The sequence below is a fragment of the Rhizobium sp. NZLR8 genome, from assembly GCF_019685025.1.
In the GTDB taxonomy this organism is placed as follows: Bacteria; Pseudomonadota; Alphaproteobacteria; order Rhizobiales; family Rhizobiaceae; genus Rhizobium.
Genome location: NZ_JABDVY010000001.1, coordinates 550332 through 569405 on the forward strand (window position 1 = coordinate 550332; position 19074 = coordinate 569405).

Sequence of the window (19074 nt, forward strand, 5' to 3'; positions counted from 1 at the left end):
AGTGCCGCGACCCCGAGCGACTCCCTCCGCCGGCATTATCCGGTTCAGGTTCGAAGGGTGCTTCTCAGCCCGTCTGTCGACGGGCGCCCCTGTCTCTCATCGCGCTCTTTTTCGCAGAGAATGGGGCGGATGTCATCTCGAAAATGACAGTCCTATTTGTGTGGCATTTACAGCAGGGGCAACGAATAGAACGGCCAACATTCGTGGATCACCCCAGATCGTGTCCGCAGAGAATCTTATAATAGCGTCTAACTCAAATCATGAAGATCCGTCGCAATCGCCAACCCGATCGAGAACTCCGAAAAGCGCACCGTCAACCCGCTGCGCTCCGGCGTGCAGGCCATCGGCCCGACCTCGTAACCGTCGGCGGCCGGGAAGGGCGCTAGCCGCAGCAGCGGCCAGCGGCTCCCGTCGCAAGAGGTCTGGATGCGCAGGGCGCCGTTGGCGAGGGTGACGCGGATGTGGAAATCTTCGAGTCCCTTGAAGGGTTGTGACACCGACCAGTCGGACCTGCCGTCGGTGACGACGGTGCTGAGGAAAGCTTCGCCGTCGGTGAATTCCACGCCTGTTTTTACCCAGCGTTTCCCGTCGAGGCGCACCATCAGGCCAGCCTGGTCGTAGAGGGTGCGGAATTCGCCCTGGATGCGGATCTGGGCGGTGAAGCTCTCTGCCGTGGGAAAGGCGAGGAAATGGCCGCTGTCGCGGGTGAAGCCGTAATGGGTTTCCCGCCAGAAATCGGTTTTTTCATCGGTCGTCAGGGTGAGGGCGGTGTCGTCGGCGTGCCAGCTGGCCGGTTCGTTCAGCCATTTTCCGCCCTTGAAATTGATGTTCATTCTTTTCTCCCGTTCCGCTGAAGCCTGACCATCCGTGTGCTTGGCATAATGCGCAGCCTTCGTGCAGGGCGCAGCCGAAGATTGTGTTTTCTCGCGTTCCGGTATCCCGGCAGAGGCATAATCGGTCACCCACGCTTGACAGGATCAATCCAGCTCTTATTCTTTTACAAAAAGAGTGATTACATAATTGTGGAACTTGACCGGGAGCCCTCACATGAAAACACTTGTCGCATTTCTCCTTGGCACCGCGCTTGTCGCCCTGCCCTCGACCCTGCTTGCCCAGGAAAAGGGCGGCGTCATCAATGTCGCGACGATCGGCGAGCCGCCGACGCTTGATCCGATGTCGTCGACGGCCGATCTCGTCGGCATTGTCACCCAGCATATTTTCGAAACGCTCTACACTTTCGACAAGAGCTGGAACGTCACGCCGCTGCTGGCCGAAAGCCTGCCTGAGATCAGCGCCGATGGCAAAACTTATACGATCAAGCTCAGGACCGGCATCAAGTTCCACGACAATAGCGACATGACCTCGGACGATGTGGTCGCCTCGCTGACCCGCTGGATGAAGATCGCCTCGCGCGGCAAGCAGGTGTCGGGCTTCATCGACAAGATCACTGCTGTCGATCCTTCGACCGTCACAATCACGCTGAAGCAGCCCTATGCGCCGCTGACTTCGCTGCTTGCCTTCAATAATTCGGCGGCGATCATCATTCCCTCGGAAAAACAGGACGAGCCGATGAAGGAGTTCATCGGCACCGGTCCCTATATGCTGAAGGAGCGCAAGGCCGACCAGTATATCCAGCTCGTCCGCTTCGATGGCTACAAGTCCCGTGACGGCGACAGCAATGGCTATGGCGGCGCCCGCCATCAATATCTCGATGAAATCCGCTTCGTGCCGGTGCCCGATCCGAACACCCGTGTCGAAGCCGCCGTCTCCGGCCAGTATGATTATGTCGATTCGATCGCCGTCGAATCCTACGACAAGGTGAAGGCGTCGACTGCCTCGCAGCCGGTCATGTTGAAGCCCTTCGGCTATCCGGTCTTCGTCTTCAACACGAAGGAAGGTGTTGCTGGGAATGTCGAGGTCCGCAAGGCGATTCGCCAGGCACTCAGCATGGAAGACATGCTGGCCGCCGCTTTCGGCAGCAAGGATTTCTATGCGCTCGACGGCGCCATCTATCCGAAGTCCTTTTCCTGGTCGACCGATGCCGGCGTCGAAGGCGCCTATAATCTCGCGGATCCGGAAGGGGCGGCCGCTGCTGCCAAGAAGGCCGGTTATAATGGCGAGCCGATCCGCATCCTGACCAGCCGGCAGTACGAATTCCACTATAAGATGGCGCAGGTCGCCGCAGAATATCTGAAGCTTGCCGGCTTCACCGTCGATATGCAGGTGGTGGACTGGGCGACGCTGACTCAGCGCCGCACCGATCCGAAGCTCTGGGATATCTACATCACCCACAGCCCGTTCCTGCCGGAGCCGGCCCTGATCGGCTCGCTTTCGACCAGCTCGCCCGGCTGGTGGGATACGCCGGCCCGCAAGGCCGCCGTCGATGCCTTCACCGCCGAGGTCGACCCGAAGAAGCGCGCCGCGCTCTGGGCCGATGTCCAGAAGGCGGTTTATACAGATGCGCCCTTTATGAAGATCGGCGATTTCAACGCCGTCTCGGCGAAATCGGTCAAGCTCGAAGGTGTCGATCCGGCCCCATGGCCGTATTTCTGGAACGCTTCGATCAAGAAGTAAACATCGCCGCCGGCGCTGGCCCTTCGTGGCCGGTGCCGGTCTTCTTTTCTGCCGCATCTGCAAGGGCTTGAAGGCCAGCATTCATGATCCGCTACATCCTCCAGCGCCTGTTCGGCATGATCGTCGTGATGTTTCTCGTCGTCACGATCGTCTTCGTCATCGTGCGCGTGACGCCGGGGGACCCGGCTGCCGTCATGCTCGGGCCGGATGCGACGCCGCAGGATGTTGCCGATCTGCGGAGCCGCCTCGGCCTCGACCAGTCGCTCGGCCTGCAATATTTCTATTATATCGGTCAGCTGCTGAGGGGCGATCTCGGCCAGTCGATCTTCCTCAACATGCCTGTCACCTCGGCTCTGCTCGACCGCGCCGAGCCGACCTTCTTCCTGACGCTGTTTTCGCTGGCCATTGCCGGCGTCATCGCGCTGCCGATCGGCATCTATGCGGCCTATCGGCGCGGCTCCTTCGTCGACCAGGCGGCAACGACGCTGGCGATGTTTGCCGCCAGCATCCCAAGCTTCTGGCTCGGCCTCATCCTGATGCAGTTCTTCGCCGTCCGGCTCAACCTTTTCCCGGTCTCGGGTTATGGCGGCCCCGGCTCGACCTTCCTTGAGCGGATGTATCATCTGACCCTGCCGGCCTTCGCGCTCGGCATCGTCTCCTCGGCGCTGATCCTGCGTTTCACCCGCGCGTCGATGCTCGATGTGCTCGGCGATGATTATATCCGCACGGCGCGCGCCAAGGGGCTGGTCGAGCGCAAGGTCATCCTCAAGCACGCGCTGAAGAATGCGCTGATCCCGATCCTGACGGTGCTCGGCCTGACGGCGGCGGTGCTGATTTCGGGCGCCGTCGTCACCGAGACCGTCTTCGGCCTGCCGGGTGTCGGCAATCTCGTCGTCTCGGCGGTGCTGCGCCGCGATTACCCCGTCATCCAGGGGGCGCTGCTCGTCATCGCCGCCCTCTACGTGCTGATCAATTTTGCAATCGACATGCTCTATCTGCTGGTCGATCCGAGGGTGCGCTACTGATGGCCGATATCGCGATCAAGCCCGCCGAGAGCGAAGGCAGCAAATTCGTCCGCCGCCTGCTGAAGCGCAAGACGGTGGCCTTCGGCCTGCTGATCCTGACGATCTTCGTGCTGCTGGCGGTCTTCGCCCCTGTCGTCGCGCCCTATTCGCCGTCCAAACTTTCCATCGTCAACCGGCTGAAACCGCCGAGCGGCACCTTTTTCTTCGGCACCGACGAGTTCGGCCGCGACGTCTTCTCGCGCACGATCTTTGCCGGCCGCCTGTCGCTGCTCGTCGGGGTGGCGGTCGTCAGCCTGTCAGCCGTGATCGGCGTGACACTCGGCCTGCTTGCCGGTTTTTTCCAGAAGCTCGATACGCCGATCGCCCGGCTGATCGACGCGATGATGGCCTTTCCCGATATTCTGCTGGCGATCGCGCTTGTCGCCGCCCTCGGTCCCTCCTTGACCACGGTTATCATCGCGCTGTCGATCGTTTATGCGCCCCGCCTTGCCCGCATCGTCCGTGCGTCGACGCTGGTCATTCGCGAGCTGCCCTATGTCGAGGCGGCAAAGGCGCTCGGCATTTCGACCTTCCACATCATGACCCGGCATGTGTTGCGCAATCTGCTCTCGCCGATCCTGGTGCAGGCCACCTTCCTCTTCGCCAGCGCCATGCTCGCCGAAGCCGGGCTCTCCTTCCTCGGCCTCGGCGTCAGCCCCGAAATCCCGACCTGGGGAACGATGATCGCCGCCGGCCGCCAATATATCGGCCAGGCCGACTGGATGACGCTGTTTCCGGGTGTCGCCATCATCCTCTCGGTGCTGTCGCTGCAGATGGTCGGCGACGGCCTCAGGGACATGCTCGATCCAAGACTTCGCAAGGACCTTTAATCCGCCGACCAGACGTCGGCCCAATCCAAATTTGCATGACAGGAGTTTGCGTGAATCAGTTTCCCACCGCCGCCGGCAAGGTCGAGAACTCGCCTTACCAACGGTTAGCCGCCCTCGGCATCAAGCTTCCGCCGCCGCCGCCGCCGATCGCCAATTTCGTGACGCATGTGGTGGAGGGCAATATGCTCTACCTCTCCGGCCAGGGGCCGCGCGAGGCCGATGGCTTCCTGCATGCCGGCAAGGTCGGCGCCGGCGTCAGTGTCGAGGAGGCCTATCGGCATGCACGGCTGACCGGCATCAATCTGCTCGCCGTCATGCATGATGCGCTCGGCGATCTCTCCCGCGTCAAGCGGGTGGTCAAGCTGCTCGGCATGGTCAATGCCGTGCCTGAGTTCGAGGATCATCCGAGCGTCATCAACGGCTGCTCGGATCTGCTGATCGCGGTCTTCGGCGCGGCCGGCGAACATGCGCGCTCAGCCGTCGGCTTCGGCTCGCTGCCGGGCAACATCACCGTCGAGATCGAGGCGATCGTTGCCTTGAATGGCTGACGAGAGCTTTCATATTTGGAGAAGGGTCCACCCATGGCCCGTTCCTCGACCCAGACTTCTGGAGACCTTCATGCCCAATGATATCAGACCTTCGCTCGGCCTTCGGCCCGTCATCAACGTATCCGGCACGATGACCAGCCTCGGCGCGTCGATCGTCGTGCCGGAGGCGATCGAGGCGATGGCATCGATCCTGCCGCATTTCGTCGAGATCAACGACCTGCAGCGCAAGGCAAGCGCCATCATCGCCCGGCTGACCGGCGGTGAGGCGGGCTTCGTCACCGCCTCCTGCTCGGCCGGTATTTCGCTGGCGGCCGCCGGCGCCATCACCGGCGACAATCTGCTGGCGATCGAGAAGCTGCCGGATGCCGTGCCCGAGAAGAACGAAGTGCTGGTGCAGATGGGCCATGTGGTGAGCTACGGCGCTCCGGTCGACCAGGCGATCCGGCTTGCCGGCGGCAAGGCCGTGCTGATCGGCCAGGCGACCTCGACGCATCGCTTCCACATGGAAAAGGCGATCACCGACAAAACAGCCGCCGCCGTCTATGTCGTCTCCCACCATGTCGTCGATTACGGCCTGTTGAACCTCAAGGAATTCGTCGAGGTCGCCCATGCCAAGGGCGTGCCTGTGATCGTCGATGCCGCCTCGGAATACGATCTCCGGATTTTCCTGGAGCAGGGGGCCGATATCGCCCTCTATTCCGGCCACAAGTTCCTCGGCGGCCCGACCTCCGGCATCGTTGCCGGCCGGAAGGAACTGGTGCGCCATGCCTTCCTGCAGAACATGGGCATCGGCCGCGGCATGAAGGTCGGCAAGGAAAGCATCTTCGGCGTCATGGCAGCGCTGGAAGCCTGGGAAAACCGTGACCATGCCGGCATCCGCGAACGCGAGACCGGTTATCTCAACCTGTGGAAGCGCACACTCGATGGCCGCCCCGGCCTGACCTCGCTGATCGAGCCTGACCCGACCAACAATCCGCTCGAGCGGCTGCGCCTGATCGTCGATCCCGAAGAGGCCCATATCACCGCCTGGGACTTGGCCGATGCGCTGGCGAGGGGCAACCCGCCGATCATCGTGCGCGACCATGAGGTGGAGCACCGTTATTTCTATCTCGACCCGTGCAACCTGCATCCGGGCCAGGACGTCATCGTCGCAAACCGCCTGGCCGAGGAACTCGACAAGGCGCGCGCTTCCAACGAAATCATCGCGACGCCGATCGAAAACCGCAGCCGGCACCGCTTCGATGCCGCGCTGCGCTGGCCGGATTAAGCCGCAAGGGGAGCGATATGGCTGAGGTTCAAGCGCAACCGATCGAGACGAGCGCACCCGTTCTTTCCGTCGACAGGCTAACCACCTCCTTTCTGGTGGATGGCGCCTGGAAGCCGGTGGTGCGCGATGTCTCGTTCACCGTCGCACCCGGCGAGACGGTGGCGATCGTCGGCGAATCCGGCTCGGGCAAGAGCGTCACCTCGCTCTCCATCATGCGGCTGCTGCAGGCGGATACGAGCCGCGTCGAGGGCCGCGTGCTGCTCGGCGGCCGCGACCTGCTGGCCTTGCCGGAACATGCCATGCGGCAGGTGCGCGGCAACGAGGTGGCGATGATCTTCCAGGAGCCGATGACATCGCTCAATCCGCTCTTCACCATCGGCGACCAGATCTCCGAGGCGCTGCTTTGCCATTCCGATATGAGCCGAGCCGATGCCAAAGCCGAGACGATTAGGCTGCTGGAAAAAGTCCGCATCCCCTCTGCCGCCTCGCGTTTCGGCGAATATCCGCATCGTTTTTCCGGCGGCATGCGCCAGCGGGTGATGATCGCCATGGCCCTTGCCAGCCGGCCGAAACTGCTGATCGCCGACGAGCCGACGACGGCGCTCGACGTGACGATCCAGGGCCAGATCCTCGATCTCATCAAGATGCTGCAGGAGGAGGAGGGGACCTCGGTTCTGTTCATCACCCATGACATGGGCGTCGTCGCCGAGATCGCCGACCGGACGGTGGTGATGTATCGCGGCGAACAGGTCGAAAGCGGGCTCACCGCCGATATTTTCCACCGCGGCAGACATCCCTATACCAGGGCGCTGCTATCGGCCGTGCCGGTGCTCGGCTCAATGCAGGGCCGCCAGCGGCCTCTGCGTTTCCCCGTGGTCAATACGGCGACGGGGGAATCCGACATTCCGGCCGAAGCCGCCGATACGGTCGCGATGGCGCCGGTCCTTGAGGTGAAGAACCTCACCAAGCGTTTCGACATTCACTCCGGCCTGTTCGGCCGGCTGACCAGCCGCGTGCACGCGGTCGAGAACGTCTCCTTCGATCTCCATGCCGGGGAGACGCTGTCGCTCGTCGGCGAGTCCGGCTGCGGTAAATCGACGACGGGGCGCGCCATCTTGCGGCTCATCGAGCCGCAAGCCGGTTCCGTTCTCGTCGAGGGCAGGGAGGTGCTCGGCCTCGACAGGAGGGAGCTGCGCGAGATGCGAAAATCCGTGCAGATGATCTTCCAGGATCCCTTTGCCAGCCTCAATCCGCGCATGACGGTGGGTGCTGCGATCGCCGAACCCTATCTCGAACACAGGATGGGCAATGCAAAGCACGCAAGGGACGTGGTCGCCGACCTGTTGGTGAAGGTCGGCCTGTCCGCGGATATGGCGGCGCGTTACCCGCATGAATTTTCCGGCGGCCAGCGCCAGCGCATCTGTATTGCCCGGGCGCTTGCCTTGCAGCCGAAGGTCATCGTTGCCGACGAAAGCGTCTCGGCGCTCGACGTTTCGATCAAGGCGCAGGTGATCAACCTGATGCTGGACCTGCAGCAGAGCCTCAACCTCGCATTCCTGTTTATTTCGCACGACATGGCGGTGGTCGAGCGCGTCAGCCACCGGGTGGCGGTGATGTATCTCGGCGAGATCGTCGAGATCGGCCCGCGGGCCGCCGTCTTCGAAAATCCGCAGCATGCCTATACCAGGAAACTCATCGCCGCCGTGCCGGTGCCCGATCCCGACCGCCGCCATGAGAAGCGGATGGTGGCGAATGACGAGATCAAGAGCCCGATGCGCCCGGTCGACTATCAGCCTCCAGCCACCTTCTATCGTGAAGTCGGACCGGGTCATCTGGTGATGGCCGATCGGTAGGTTGGCTTGGCCCAATGGCAGTTGCCTAACGGGCTGGCGGCGCATAAAGCAGATGTAGTGACACCTGCCTGGAAAGCCGCATCAATGGACAAGACAGAGTATTATTCGAAGCTTGGCGGTCTGCCGCCGCAGACCCAATTGCTTTCCGGCAAGGCCGTTTTCACCACGGCTTACGCGGTCATCCCGCGCGGCGTCATGAGCGATATCGTCACGAGCGTCCTTCCGCATTGGACGGGAACGCGAGCATGGGTTCTGTCCCGGCCGCTTTCCGGCTTCTCCGAGACCTTCTCGCAATATGTTATGGAAGTTCAGCCGGGCGGCGGAAGCGACCGGCCGGAACCGGACAAGCGGGCCGAGGCGGTCCTCTTCGTCGTCGAAGGCGGCATGACGGTGGAGCTTGAAGGCGTCAGCCACGCGCTGCGCGCCGGCTCCTTCGTCTATATCCCGGCCGCTTCGGCCTGGCGCCTCAAAAACGATGGTTCGGCTGCCGCGATCTTCCATTGGATCCGCAAGGCTTTTCAGGAGGTCGACGGGCTGGAGCTGCCGCCGGCGATCGTCACGCATGAGGACGACCATCCGATCCGGGCGATGCCCGACACAGATGGGCGCTGGGGCACGACCCGCTTCATCGATCCTGCCGATGTGCGCTACGATATGCACGTCAATATCGTGACGCTGGAGCCGGGTGCGGTGATCCCCTTCATGGAAACCCATGTGATGGAGCATGGCCTTTATGTGCTTGAAGGAAAGGCGGTCTATCGCCTCAACCAGGATTGGGTCGAGGTCGAGGCCGGCGACTTCATGTGGCTGCGCTCTTTCTGCCCGCAAGCCTGTTACGCCGGCGGCCCCGGCCGGTTCCGCTACCTGCTCTACAAGGACGTCAACCGGCACATGAAACTCTGGTAGAACCTGCGCCGGGCGACATCCATGCGGCCGTGATCACGCCGCCTTTGCTTGTCGCTTGGCAGCCTTGACATGGGTTGTGCTGCGGCGACCGTCGACGCTGACAGGGACGTCGCCGTCAACGGTGGCGCGGCGCACCACCCGGTGCTGGTCGCCATAATCGTTGACAGCATAATGCTGGGTGGCGCGATTATCCCAGATCGCGACATCTCCGGCTCTCCAGCGCCAGCGCACGGTATTTTCCGGGGCGGTGACATAGGACTGGAAGACCTCGTAGAGTTTTGCGGAATCGGCCTTCGATACGCCGATCAGGCGCTGAACGAAATTCCCAAGCAGCAGCGATCTTTCGCCGGTTTCCGGATGAACACGCACGACCGGATGCTCGGTCTCGTAGATGGTCGAGGTGAAAACCTCCTCGAAATGCTTCTTCTCTGCATCCGTGGCGCGAGGGCGCACGGCGGCATAGTCATAGGCATTGCTGTGAATGGCCCATAAATTATCCGCCAGCAATTTGAGCGGCGCCGGCAGGCTTTCGTATGCGGCGTGGGTGTTGGACCAGATCGTGTCGCCGCCGGCCGCCGGAATGACGACGCCGCGAAGGACAGAGAATTTGGGGTAGGCATCGACGAAGGTGACGTCGGTGTGCCACTGGTCCGCTCTGCCGCCGCCGCGGCTGGAATCGAGGTTGAGGATGGAAGCGGTGCCGGCGACCGGTCCCTGGGTTGGATGCGGCACCAGGTCGCCCAGGCGGCGTGCGAAGGATTCCTGTTCGGAATCGTCAAGGTGCCCCTGGTCGCGGAAGAAGATGACCTTGTGCTTCAGGAGAAGCTGATTGATGGCCGCCACCGTTGCATCCGAAAGTTCTCCGCCGAGGCGGACACCTTTGATTTCGGCTCCGACACGGCCGGTCAGCGGCACGACATCGGACTCGGGAATGATCTGATTGACGAGAACCGGATTGCTCATGGAAATCTCCTGTTGATATGGGAAGACAGCTGCGGGTCACATGCGCGCCTTAAGAAGCAGAGCGTGTTCGAAAATCTCATCGCTGAAATCGACAGGTCCATGAAACAAAATAATCTATAAAATCTATAGACAAAAATTTCTAACTTTGCCTGTTTTTCTGAAACAACCGACTTCGATCTTTCCTTCCTTGCCGATGGTTTCCTCGCCGACGGGGAGACTGGCGGCGCCTGTCGTTTCTTCGTATCGTCCGCAGGCTGCGCCGGATGGCCCGGCAATTTCAGAGGCCGTAAATCGGTGCCGGGAGAGGGCGACACGCAAGACCGACTTCATCAACAATTTCTGGCGTGCTCTTGCAAACGATCCCGCAAACCTCAAACGCGTATGGGAAACGCTCAAATCGGTCATGACGGTCGAGGGCGCGATCGATCCGTTGACGCGCGAGATGATCTACATAGCGGTGTCAACCGCCAATGCTTGCCAGTACTGCGTTCAATCCCATACCGCTGCCGCCCGTGCGCGGGGAATGACCGATGCCCAACACGGCGAACTCCTGACGATCATCGGACTTGCCGGCCAGACAAACCATCTCGCTCTCGCCATGCAGGTTCCGCCCGATCCGGAATTTGAGGTGCGATAGAAACAAGGGACTTGGCGCTGGCATCACATGCGCAGCTGCCGCCATCTGCAATCTCCACCTCCAGATACGGGAGTGATATAATGCAACGTTAAATTGGCCGTTGGCTCTGGGAACCAGACACCCGCCTTCTGCTAAATACCCTCCAAGGATCCTTTCCTCGGCGCCTTGCGGGCCGCGAGGGATGCTGCAGGCATCTCAAAGAGATCGTTCTTCGTCCTGATGAAACGTCCGGATATGAACGCCGCCTTGCTCGATTTCGGGGGCGGCTTCAAGATCGAACCTTCACTTCTGCGAAGGCGCGTCTCATTATTGCAGACCCGGCAATAAAATAGAAACTATTCACGCAATTGTGGGTGTGAGGATCTGACGGCAATATCGATCCGTCAGACGAACACAGCGTCGCCTGAAGTTTTCAATGATGAAATCGCAAGACGCGAGATGGCTCAGAACCTTTCTTCCATGAACACGCAGGGGCGTACTACTCTCCGCAGGCGCCGCCGCAGCGGCCATGGCAATTTCACCCTCTCTCAGCTTCGCAGCCAATGCTGCTCCCGCCACCAACCCAATCGAAGGAACCAAGACAATGGCATATATAACCACCAACGACGGCGTCGAGATCTTTTACAAGGACTGGGGTCCGAAGGATGCGCAGCCGATCGTCTTCCATCACGGCTGGCCGCTGTCATCGGACGACTGGGACGCCCAGATGCTTTTCTTCCTTTCGAAGGGATACCGCGTCGTCGCCCATGACCGCCGCGGTCACGGTCGCTCCGCCCAGGTTGCCGACGGACACGATATGGACCATTACGCCGCCGATGCCTTCGCCGTCGCAGAAGCGCTCGACCTGAAGAATGCCGTGCATATCGGCCACTCGACGGGCGGCGGCGAGGTTGCCCGCTATGTCGCCAAGCACGGCCAGCCCGCCGGCCGCGTCGCCAAGGCGGTTCTCGTCTCGGCTGTGCCGCCGCTGATGCTGAAGACCGAGAACAACCCGGAAGGCCTGCCGATCGAAGTCTTCGATGGTTTCCGTTCGGCGCTCGCGACGAACCGCGCCCAGTTCTTCCGCGACGTTCCGGCCGGTCCGTTCTACGGCTTCAATCGTGATAGCGCGACAGTTCAGGAAGGTGTGATCCAGAACTGGTGGCGGCAGGGAATGATGGGCGGAGCCAAGGCCCACTACGACGGCATCAAGGCCTTCTCCGAAACGGACCAAACGGAAGACCTGAAGGCGATCACGGTTCCGACGCTCGTACTGCACGGCGAAGATGACCAGATCGTTCCGATCGCGGATTCGGCCCTGAAGTCGGCAAAGCTGTTGAAGAATGGTTCACTCAAGACCTATCCCGGCTTCTCGCACGGCATGCTGACCGTCAATGCCGATGTCCTGAACGCCGATCTTCTGGCCTTCGTGCAGTCCTAAACAAGACCCGGAGCCGCGATGTGAAAGCAATCGCGGCTCCGATCTTTTATTGAACACAGCACGAAATTCGGAACGGGACCATGATGCTGTTGACCCCAGAGCTTGTTGCCCTGACGTTGCGAGACGTCCTGGACGATGGCCCAGAACCGGGCTGGACACCACTCTGCGAGGCGGAACTTGACTGTCTCGTCGACAGGATTGAACGAGAGGCAGGTGGCGAACCGATTTGGGTCTTCGCTTACGGGTCCCTTATCTGGAACCCTGAGTTCGAGCCGGCAGCCCGAATGCCAGCATTCGCATATGGATGGCATCGATCGTTTTCGCTGAGGATCGAACGTTGGCGGGCAACCAGCGAACAACCAGGTCTGATGATGGTTCTCGAACGCGGCGGGCGTTGTGATGGTGTGGTACTCCGTTTATCCGAAGAGCGTCGCCGCCAGGATCTCGGTGCGCTCGTGGCGCGCGAAATCAAGTACCACGAAGTCGCCGCCATGGTCCGGTGGGTTCGCGTGCAGACGCCTGAAGGCATGAAGAACGCCCTGACCTTCTGGGCAAGTACCAGACGATCCGGCCTCACCAAGCCATTGCCGAGGCAGACCACCGCGGAGCTGATCGCAAACGCCTGCGGGCAGGGCGGATCGTGCGCGCAATATCTGCACAACACGATCGTTGATCTTGAGGCCGAGGGGATCCGAGACCGAAATCTCTGGCATCTGCAGGCGCTCGTGGCCGAGCAGATCAAGGCAAAGCAAGCAGCCTGATCGTCGTCCTAACTGAACGTCAATCCAGCATGACCATGTGCGCCGGGACTTGCTCTTCGAAGAACTTCGAGAAGGATGCGATCCGGGGCGGCAGGGCCTGATATGGCGGGTAGTAGAGCGTCAACCACAGGTCGGGCGGAGCCCATCCCTTGAAGACATGGACAAGACGACCGCTGCGGATGTGGTCGGCAATATTGAACCCCGGTAGCATGGCAACGCCCACACCGTCGGCGGCCATGTCCGCCAGAACCTCGCCACTGTTGGCGCTGAAGGCCCGACCTGCCGAAATCGTCATGCTGGATCCACCATCCGACAGCACCCAGTTCTCGCGCCGGCTCTCACCGCTATAGGCGAGGCAGTCGTCAGGTGTCAGTTCGTTCGGGTGCTGCATTTCGGCGAACCGACTCCCGGGCGCCGCGATGAGTATCCGAGGAACGGCACGGATCTTGCGCCAGATCGTGAACTTGTCCGATGGTTGGGATGAGATGCGGATCGCCAGGTCGTAGTCGTCATCGACAATGTTCACCAATCCATCGGACAGCGAGATCTCGAAGCTCATCTTTGGATATCGTTCCTTGAATCCTGAAAGGATCGGCGGCAGCACTGCCTTTCCGAACCATGTCGGCGCGCTGATCCGGAGCCGCCCTTCGTCAGCCTTGTGAGTGTTCATCACCTCGCGCCGTGCGTCTTCGAGCGTCTTCACCGCAGGCTGGATCTGCGCGGCAAAGATCGCGCCATCGGTCGTGAGGGAAACCTGCCTCGTAGTGCGCACAAAGAGCTGAACGCCGAGTTCTGCCTCGAGCGCGGCGATGGCACGCGTGACGGCTGCGGGTGTCATGTCCAGTTCGCGGGCTACCTGGGCGAAATTCCGCTTCTCGGCGGCGAGGAGGAAGGTTCGGAGAGCTTTGTAATCGTTCATATCATTGTTTCAAAAATTGCAATTCAATCACAAGGAATATTGCAATTCTCGGCGGCGATCAACCGGCCTACATTCATATCAACACACGAACATCAACGCCCATTGAAAGGCATCGACATGATCAAGGATATCAAGGGACTGCATCACGTGACCTCGATGGCATCGGATGCGCGGCAGAACAACCGCTTCTTCACCGACACGTTGGGCCTGCGCCGCGTCAAGCAGACAGTCAACTTTGACGACCCAAGCGTCTATCATCTGTATTACGGCGACGAGAACGGCTCAGCCGGGACGGTCATGACCTACTTCCCGTTCCAGAACATGATGCTGGGGCGTCCAGGCGTGGGCGAGGTCGGTGAAACGCAGTTCTCCGTGCCGAAGGGTTCGCTGAAGTTCTGGCAGGATCGCTTCACCGCTCAAGGTGTCGACGGGCTGGAAACGGACACCGTCTTTGGTGCCAACCGTCTTCGTTTCATGGGACCGGATGGCGACAGCCTTGCGCTTATCGAGTCCGCCGACGATACCCGCGCCCCATGGCTGGGCGACGGTATCCCTAGCGATGCTGCCATCCGCGGTTTCGCCGGCGCTCGCTTCAGCCTGCACGATATCGCAGCGACTGAAGAACTGCTCGGCTTCATGGGCTACCAACGCGCCGAAAAGGAGGGCGATGTGACTCGCTTCATCATTCCAAACAGAAACGGAGCGGACACGATCGATCTTGCAGCACTGCCGAAGACGCCTTTTGCCCGTCAGGGTGCGGGTTCGGTCCACCATATCGCGTTTGCGGTCGACAACCGCGAGAAGCAGCTTGAGGTACGCAAGACGCTGATGGATACCGGATATCAGGTCACGCCTGTCATCGACCGCGACTATTTCTGGGCGATCTACTTCCGCACGCCGGGTGGCGTTCTGTTCGAGGTTGCCACGAACGAGCCGGGCTTCAACCGAGACGAGGACACCGCGCATCTCGGCGAAGCACTCAAGCTCCCGAGCCGATACGAGGAATTCCGGGATGAGATCCAGGCCAACCTCGTGCCACTGGCGGCCTGATGCCCAGCATTGATCGTCATGTGACGAAGAACTTGAAGCGTCGCGGATCCCTGAATCGCGGCGCTTCAGTGCGTCCTGCGCGAACGCCCGCAGCGATGAGCTATGTGGGCGTTGAGGGCGAGGGCGATATGCGCGACGAGAGAGCGGTCCGCGCCATCCTGACCGATCAGGGGCAGGAGGGCAGCGCCGATATCCCGCACCGTAGGATCATCCATGCCGCGACAGACAGCCAGATCATTCAGCCCTCACCTGTCTGATCCGCGAGTTCGGTCAGATGCTTCCGCGGGAGATGTATGACGAATGCTTCGAACTTTCCGCGGACGGCGATTGCCGCGCCCTGCGCAGACTTATGAGACAGACGGATCCTTTGGGATAAGATCTCCGGAGGAGAGGGCGGTCTGTTCTGCCATATGTCGGAATGCTCGACTCGATCAGATGGAGCACGATGAGAAACGCGTCGTCGGCCGGATATGACCACGGCAGGATCCCGCTCGGTGTAACCTCTGGCGACATAGGCCATTGTCATCTCGGCTTCCCGAAGAGGCCTCGTCACGAGAGTGCGTGCACTGCCCGTCTGGACCCATTCGCCCATATTGTTGGCGACCGCCGATGCTCCCTCACAATGAACTCTTATGAAGAGGGCGTGGAGGTCGAACAGACTTCCCGAGCCGCTGGTTTGCAAATTTCCGCTCAATCCACCGTTGTGGCGCGTCGGGTCATATTAGGATAGTTTCTCGCGCGAAGTTCGCCGCAGGTCTTGTCGAATAGTCAGATCCATGGAACGAAAGACAGGCAAATCTGGCCGCGCGCGCTGGAGCGGCCCAGGCGTTTCGGCGCCAGATTCCAGGCGTGGTTCCGACTCCCCTGATCGGGCGAGCGGCGGGCGCTTCCCCACTACGGAACGGCGGAAGCTGAGGCTTGATGTCCATTGTTGCGAAATGTGTAATTCATTCGCAAGTAATATTGCAATTCCGTGTCGAGAGCCGACGCAATAGATTTCTATTCAGCAGCCAAGACAACGAGTGAGCGGCTCTCAAAGGGAACCCGCAACACTCCAAGGATTGCAGAACGAGCGTCGTGCCGCGGCATCCGATGCTGCTGCCCATTCTGACACCGCACAGGCGGTCCAAACAACCGAAGAGGAATTGACTATGTCCAAGCTCGAAGTCCTGACCCCGGCAAACAGCCAGCTCATCTTCATCGACCAGCAGCCGCAGATGGCGTTCGGTGTGCAGTCGATTGATCGCCAGACACTGAAGAACAATGTCGTCGGCCTTGCCAAGGCCGCCAAGATCTTCAACGTCCCCACCACGATCACCACGGTCGAAACCGAATCCTTCTCGGGCAATACTTTTCCGGAACTGCTCGCCGTCTACCCGGAGAACGATATTCTCGAGCGGACCTCTATGAACTCCTGGGACGATCAGAACGTCCGTGACGCGCTGGCGAAGAATGCCGCCAACGCACGCAAGAAGATCGTCGTCTCGGGGCTCTGGACGGAAGTCTGCAACACGACCTTCGCACTCTCCGCCCTCCACGACGTTCCGGAATACGAGATCTACATGGTCGCCGACGCTTCGGGCGGCACTTCGTCCGACGCACACAAATACGCGATGGATCGCATGGTGCAGGCAGGCGTGATCCCGGTCACCTGGCAGCAGGTTCTGCTCGAGTGGCAGCGCGACTGGGCCCGCAAGGAGACCTACGACGCGGTCACCACGCTTGTGAAGGAACACTCCGGCGCCTATGGCATGGGCATCGACTATGCCTACACCCACGTCCACAAGGCCGCCGAACGCGTCGCCCACGGCAAGCGCATCGGCCCGAACCCCGCCAAGTAAGGCCTGCTCGGCCCGCTCCGATAACCCCGTCGGGGCGGTCTTTCCGTCATTCTGGAGGACATCCCATGAAAATCTATCTCCTGTCGCTCGGTGCAGGCCTGCTTGTCGGCATCGTCTACAGCCTGCTCAACGTCCGCTCACCCGCACCGCCGGTCATCGCTCTAGTCGGCCTTCTCGGAATTCTTGTCGGCGAACAGATCATACCGCTCGCAAAGACCTTGTGGAGCAAGGAGCCGGTAGCCGTCTCATGGCTTCATCAGATCAAGCCGCACATGTTCGGTCACCTACCCAAGGGCGGCGATCGTATCGACGTTGCTCATCGCGCAGACGGCCAAGTAGAGGAGCGGAGCTGATGACGACGCGGCGAACCTTCCTTGGAGGAGCATCAAGCCTGGCGTTTTCGAACCTCTTCTCACCGGCGAAAGCCGCCGATCCCAACCAGACCCGAGTAGACACCATGCATCCCGACCTGATCCTTCACAACGGCCGCATCACCACACTTGACCGGACCAATCCGAACGCGACGGCGATCGCCATCAAGGACGGGCTGTTCTTGGAGGTCGGATCCGACAGCGAGATCATGGTGTTGGCTGGCCCCGACACCAGGATCGTCGACCTCAAGGGCAAGCGCGTCCTGCCGGGCCTGATTGACAACCATACCCACGTTATTCGCGGTGGCCTGAACTACAACATGGAACTGCGCTGGGACGGCGTGCGCTCGCTCGCAGATGCCATGGACATGCTGAAGCGCCAGGTGGCGATCACGCCCGCGCCGCAATGGGTGCGCGTTGTCGGCGGGTTCACCGAACATCAGTTCGCCGAAAAGCGTCTGCCGACGATCGAGGAGATCAATGCGATCGCTCCCGATACCCCGGTCTTCCTGTTGCATCTATACGATCGGGCACTCCTGAATGGCGCGGCCCTGCGCGCCGTCGGCTACACCCGCGATACGCCGAACCCGCCGGGTGGTGAAATCACCCGTGATGCCAATGGCAATCCGACTGGCATGCTGCTGGCCAAGCCGAATGCAGGCATTCTCTACTCGACGCTCGCCAAGGGGCCGAAGCTTCCTCTGGACTATCAGGTAAACTCGACCCGCCACTTTATGCGCGAACTGAACCGCCTTGGCGTGACCGGAGTGATCGACGCGGGCGGCGGCTTCCAGAACTATCCGGACGATTACGAGGTCATCCAGAAGCTGTCGGACGAGAACCAGATGACGGTTCGTCTGGCCTACAATCTCTTCACGCAGAAACCGAAGGAAGAAAAGCAGGATTTTCTGAACTGGACGCAGTCGGTCAAATACAAGCAGGGCAACGACTATTTCCGTCACAACGGTGCCGGCGAAATGCTTGTCTTCTCCGCCGCCGATTTCGAGGATTTTCGACAGCCACGTCCTGAAATGGCTCCGGAGATGGAAGGCGAGCTGGAAGCGGTGGTCCGGGTTCTTGCCGAAAACCGTTGGCCGTGGCGCATGCACGCCACCTATGACGAGACCATCTCCCGCTCGCTCGACGTGTTCGAGAAGGTCAACAGGGACATCCCGCTCAAAGGCCTCAACTGGTTCTTCGATCACGCGGAGACCATATCGGAACGGTCGATCGACCGCATTGCGGCACTTGGCGGCGGCATCGCCACTCAGCATCGCATGGCCTATCAGGGCGAATATTTCGTCGAGCGCTACGGCCATGGCGTGGCGGAAGCCACGCCGCCGATCAAGCGCATGCTCGACAAGGGCGTGAATGTCTCGGCAGGTACGGATGCCACCCGTGTCGCCTCCTACAATCCGTGGGTCTCGCTCTCGTGGATGGTGACCGGCAAGACAGTTGGCGGAATGCAACTCTACCCGCGTGCCAACTGCCTTGATCGCGAGACGGCGCTTCGCATGTGGACCGAAATGGTCACCTGGTTCTCGAACGAAGAGGGCAAGAAGGGCCGTATCGAAAAGGGCCAGTTCGCTGATCTGGTCGTGCCGGACAAGGACTTCTTCTCCTGCGCCGAGGACGAAATCTCGTTCCTCGTTTCGGAGCTGACCATGGTCGGTGGCAAGATCGTCTACGGCGCGGGCGACTTCAAGACGCTCGACGAGAACGACATCCCGCCCGCGATGCCCGACTGGTCTCCTGTCCGCAAATTCGGCGGCTATGCCGCCTGGGGCGAGCCGGAAGGTGCCGGTGCCCGTTCGTTACGCCGCACGGCAATCTCCACATGCGGATGTGCCAGCGATTGCGGCGTGCATGGGCATGATCATGCCGGTGCTTGGACGTCCAAACTTCCGATCGCCGACCTCAAGGGATTCTTCGGCGCTCTCGGCTGCTCCTGCTGGGCAGTCTGATCTCGGCTTCACGCTTGGGCGGCCACGCCGCCGCCCGAGCAATCCATTTCATAATTTCAAAAACCGCAATTGAATCGAAACGATTGCTGCAATTGTTGGCAGGGCG

General features: G+C 60.8%; 19 protein-coding genes and 1 riboswitch. Of the genes, 15 read left to right on the plus strand and 4 right to left on the minus strand.

From position 1 onward, the window contains the following. Positions 1–4: 4 nt before the first annotated feature. Positions 5–101: riboswitch (TPP riboswitch) on the minus strand. 147 nt (positions 102–248) lie between these two features. Further along, entirely contained in the window at positions 249–833 is a 585-nt protein-coding gene (locus tag HJB89_RS02645; protein ID WP_207585236.1) for a DUF1349 domain-containing protein, read from the minus strand. A 214-nt stretch (positions 834–1047) separates the two neighbouring features. Between HJB89_RS02645 and HJB89_RS02650 the strand changes: the two genes are divergently transcribed. From HJB89_RS02650 to HJB89_RS02680, 7 genes are all read left to right on the plus strand, one after another. Further along, complete coding sequence (locus tag HJB89_RS02650; RefSeq protein WP_221148854.1) at positions 1048–2574, plus strand: ABC transporter substrate-binding protein; 1527 nt, start codon at positions 1048–1050, stop codon at positions 2572–2574. Between the two features lie 83 nt (positions 2575–2657). Continuing rightward, positions 2658–3599: an ABC transporter permease gene (locus HJB89_RS02655; protein WP_221140034.1), complete on the plus strand. Its 942-nt coding sequence runs from the start codon at positions 2658–2660 to the stop codon at positions 3597–3599. Then, positions 3599–4468, plus strand: coding sequence for an ABC transporter permease (locus HJB89_RS02660; protein ID WP_221115702.1), 870 nt, complete (start codon positions 3599–3601; stop codon positions 4466–4468). Before HJB89_RS02655 ends, HJB89_RS02660 begins: the two co-directional genes overlap by 1 nt. 35 nt (positions 4469–4503) lie before the next feature. After that, positions 4504–5016 carry a RidA family protein gene (locus HJB89_RS02665; RefSeq protein ID WP_207585240.1) on the plus strand — a complete coding sequence of 171 codons (513 nt, stop codon included), beginning with the start codon at positions 4504–4506 and terminating at the stop codon, positions 5014–5016. A gap of 70 nt (positions 5017–5086) precedes the next feature. After that, entirely contained in the window at positions 5087–6283 is a 1197-nt protein-coding gene (locus HJB89_RS02670) for an aminotransferase class V-fold PLP-dependent enzyme (RefSeq protein WP_221148856.1), read from the plus strand. A gap of 17 nt (positions 6284–6300) precedes the next feature. Beyond that, on the plus strand, positions 6301–8136 hold the full coding sequence (locus tag HJB89_RS02675; protein WP_221148857.1) for an ABC transporter ATP-binding protein: 1836 nt from the start codon (positions 6301–6303) through the stop codon (positions 8134–8136). Positions 8137–8220: 84 nt separating this feature from the next. Continuing rightward, entirely contained in the window at positions 8221–9042 is an 822-nt protein-coding gene (locus HJB89_RS02680; protein ID WP_221148858.1) for a bifunctional allantoicase/(S)-ureidoglycine aminohydrolase, read from the plus strand. Between the two features lie 33 nt (positions 9043–9075). Here HJB89_RS02680 and HJB89_RS02685 read toward each other — a convergent pair whose 3' ends face one another. Both HJB89_RS02685 and HJB89_RS33555 read right to left on the minus strand, forming a co-directional pair. Continuing rightward, positions 9076–10005, minus strand: a complete 930-nt coding sequence (locus tag HJB89_RS02685) for a TauD/TfdA family dioxygenase (protein WP_221148859.1) — start codon at positions 10003–10005, stop codon at positions 9076–9078. A gap of 123 nt (positions 10006–10128) precedes the next feature. After that, positions 10129–10335 (minus strand): hypothetical protein, encoded by a 207-nt coding sequence (locus HJB89_RS33555; RefSeq protein WP_311044366.1) that lies wholly within the window; start codon positions 10333–10335, stop codon positions 10129–10131. Here HJB89_RS33555 and HJB89_RS02690 point away from each other — a divergent pair. The 3 genes from HJB89_RS02690 (at position 10280) to HJB89_RS02700 (ending at position 12823) form a co-directional block, all read left to right on the plus strand. Beyond that, on the plus strand, positions 10280–10642 hold the full coding sequence (locus HJB89_RS02690; RefSeq protein ID WP_311044364.1) for a carboxymuconolactone decarboxylase family protein: 363 nt from the start codon (positions 10280–10282) through the stop codon (positions 10640–10642). The genes HJB89_RS33555 and HJB89_RS02690 overlap by 56 nt on opposite strands. 583 nt (positions 10643–11225) lie before the next feature. Further along, positions 11226–12062, plus strand: coding sequence for an alpha/beta fold hydrolase (locus tag HJB89_RS02695; RefSeq protein ID WP_207585246.1), 837 nt, complete (start codon positions 11226–11228; stop codon positions 12060–12062). An 83-nt stretch (positions 12063–12145) separates the two neighbouring features. Continuing rightward, entirely contained in the window at positions 12146–12823 is a 678-nt protein-coding gene (locus HJB89_RS02700; RefSeq protein ID WP_221149020.1) for a gamma-glutamylcyclotransferase, read from the plus strand. Positions 12824–12842: 19 nt separating this feature from the next. Here the strand turns inward: HJB89_RS02700 and HJB89_RS02705 are convergent, their stop codons facing one another. Beyond that, a complete protein-coding gene (locus tag HJB89_RS02705; protein WP_207585247.1) occupies positions 12843–13742 on the minus strand; it encodes a LysR family transcriptional regulator in 900 nt (299 codons plus the stop codon). A gap of 117 nt (positions 13743–13859) precedes the next feature. On the opposite strand from HJB89_RS02705, the gene HJB89_RS02710 reads away from it, so the two are divergent. The 5 genes from HJB89_RS02710 to HJB89_RS02725 all read left to right on the plus strand — a co-directional run bounded on the left by HJB89_RS02710 (position 13860) and on the right by HJB89_RS02725 (position 18968). Continuing rightward, complete coding sequence (locus tag HJB89_RS02710; RefSeq protein WP_221148860.1) at positions 13860–14792, plus strand: VOC family protein; 933 nt, start codon at positions 13860–13862, stop codon at positions 14790–14792. A gap of 128 nt (positions 14793–14920) precedes the next feature. After that, positions 14921–15049, plus strand: coding sequence for a hypothetical protein (locus tag HJB89_RS33065; protein WP_259669602.1), 129 nt, complete (start codon positions 14921–14923; stop codon positions 15047–15049). A gap of 894 nt (positions 15050–15943) precedes the next feature. Further along, on the plus strand, positions 15944–16633 hold the full coding sequence (locus tag HJB89_RS02715) for a hydrolase (RefSeq protein ID WP_207585249.1): 690 nt from the start codon (positions 15944–15946) through the stop codon (positions 16631–16633). Positions 16634–16698: 65 nt separating this feature from the next. Further along, positions 16699–16986 (plus strand): XapX domain-containing protein, encoded by a 288-nt coding sequence (locus HJB89_RS02720; RefSeq protein ID WP_207585250.1) that lies wholly within the window; start codon positions 16699–16701, stop codon positions 16984–16986. Further along, positions 16986–18968: an amidohydrolase gene (locus tag HJB89_RS02725; RefSeq protein ID WP_221131907.1), complete on the plus strand. Its 1983-nt coding sequence runs from the start codon at positions 16986–16988 to the stop codon at positions 18966–18968. The genes HJB89_RS02720 and HJB89_RS02725 overlap by 1 nt, the downstream gene beginning before the upstream one ends. Positions 18969–19074: the final 106 nt, after the last annotated feature.

Excerpts from the sequence above, each read along its gene's own strand:
- HJB89_RS02675 (WP_221148857.1), top strand. The coding sequence starts at position 6,301 with ATGGCTGAGGTTCAAGCGCAACCGATCGAGACGAGCGCACCCGTTCTT.
- HJB89_RS02715 (WP_207585249.1), top strand. The coding sequence starts at position 15,944 with ATGTCCAAGCTCGAAGTCCTGACCCCGGCAAACAGCCAGCTCATCTTC.
- HJB89_RS02645 (WP_207585236.1), bottom strand. The coding sequence starts at position 833 with ATGAACATCAATTTCAAGGGCGGAAAATGGCTGAACGAACCGGCCAGC.
- HJB89_RS02695 (WP_207585246.1), top strand. The coding sequence starts at position 11,226 with ATGGCATATATAACCACCAACGACGGCGTCGAGATCTTTTACAAGGAC.
- HJB89_RS02705 (WP_207585247.1), bottom strand. The coding sequence starts at position 13,742 with ATGAACGATTACAAAGCTCTCCGAACCTTCCTCCTCGCCGCCGAGAAG.
- HJB89_RS33065 (WP_259669602.1), top strand. The coding sequence starts at position 14,921 with ATGCGCGACGAGAGAGCGGTCCGCGCCATCCTGACCGATCAGGGGCAG.
- HJB89_RS02660 (WP_221115702.1), top strand. The coding sequence starts at position 3,599 with ATGGCCGATATCGCGATCAAGCCCGCCGAGAGCGAAGGCAGCAAATTC.
- HJB89_RS02710 (WP_221148860.1), top strand. The coding sequence starts at position 13,860 with ATGATCAAGGATATCAAGGGACTGCATCACGTGACCTCGATGGCATCG.
- HJB89_RS02700 (WP_221149020.1), top strand. The coding sequence starts at position 12,146 with ATGCTGTTGACCCCAGAGCTTGTTGCCCTGACGTTGCGAGACGTCCTG.
- HJB89_RS02725 (WP_221131907.1), top strand. The coding sequence starts at position 16,986 with ATGACGACGCGGCGAACCTTCCTTGGAGGAGCATCAAGCCTGGCGTTT.
- HJB89_RS02655 (WP_221140034.1), top strand. The coding sequence starts at position 2,658 with ATGATCCGCTACATCCTCCAGCGCCTGTTCGGCATGATCGTCGTGATG.
- HJB89_RS33555 (WP_311044366.1), bottom strand. The coding sequence starts at position 10,335 with ATGAAGTCGGTCTTGCGTGTCGCCCTCTCCCGGCACCGATTTACGGCC.
- HJB89_RS02650 (WP_221148854.1), top strand. The coding sequence starts at position 1,048 with ATGAAAACACTTGTCGCATTTCTCCTTGGCACCGCGCTTGTCGCCCTG.
- HJB89_RS02665 (WP_207585240.1), top strand. The coding sequence starts at position 4,504 with ATGACAGGAGTTTGCGTGAATCAGTTTCCCACCGCCGCCGGCAAGGTC.
- HJB89_RS02680 (WP_221148858.1), top strand. The coding sequence starts at position 8,221 with ATGGACAAGACAGAGTATTATTCGAAGCTTGGCGGTCTGCCGCCGCAG.
- HJB89_RS02720 (WP_207585250.1), top strand. The coding sequence starts at position 16,699 with ATGAAAATCTATCTCCTGTCGCTCGGTGCAGGCCTGCTTGTCGGCATC.
- HJB89_RS02685 (WP_221148859.1), bottom strand. The coding sequence starts at position 10,005 with ATGAGCAATCCGGTTCTCGTCAATCAGATCATTCCCGAGTCCGATGTC.
- HJB89_RS02670 (WP_221148856.1), top strand. The coding sequence starts at position 5,087 with ATGCCCAATGATATCAGACCTTCGCTCGGCCTTCGGCCCGTCATCAAC.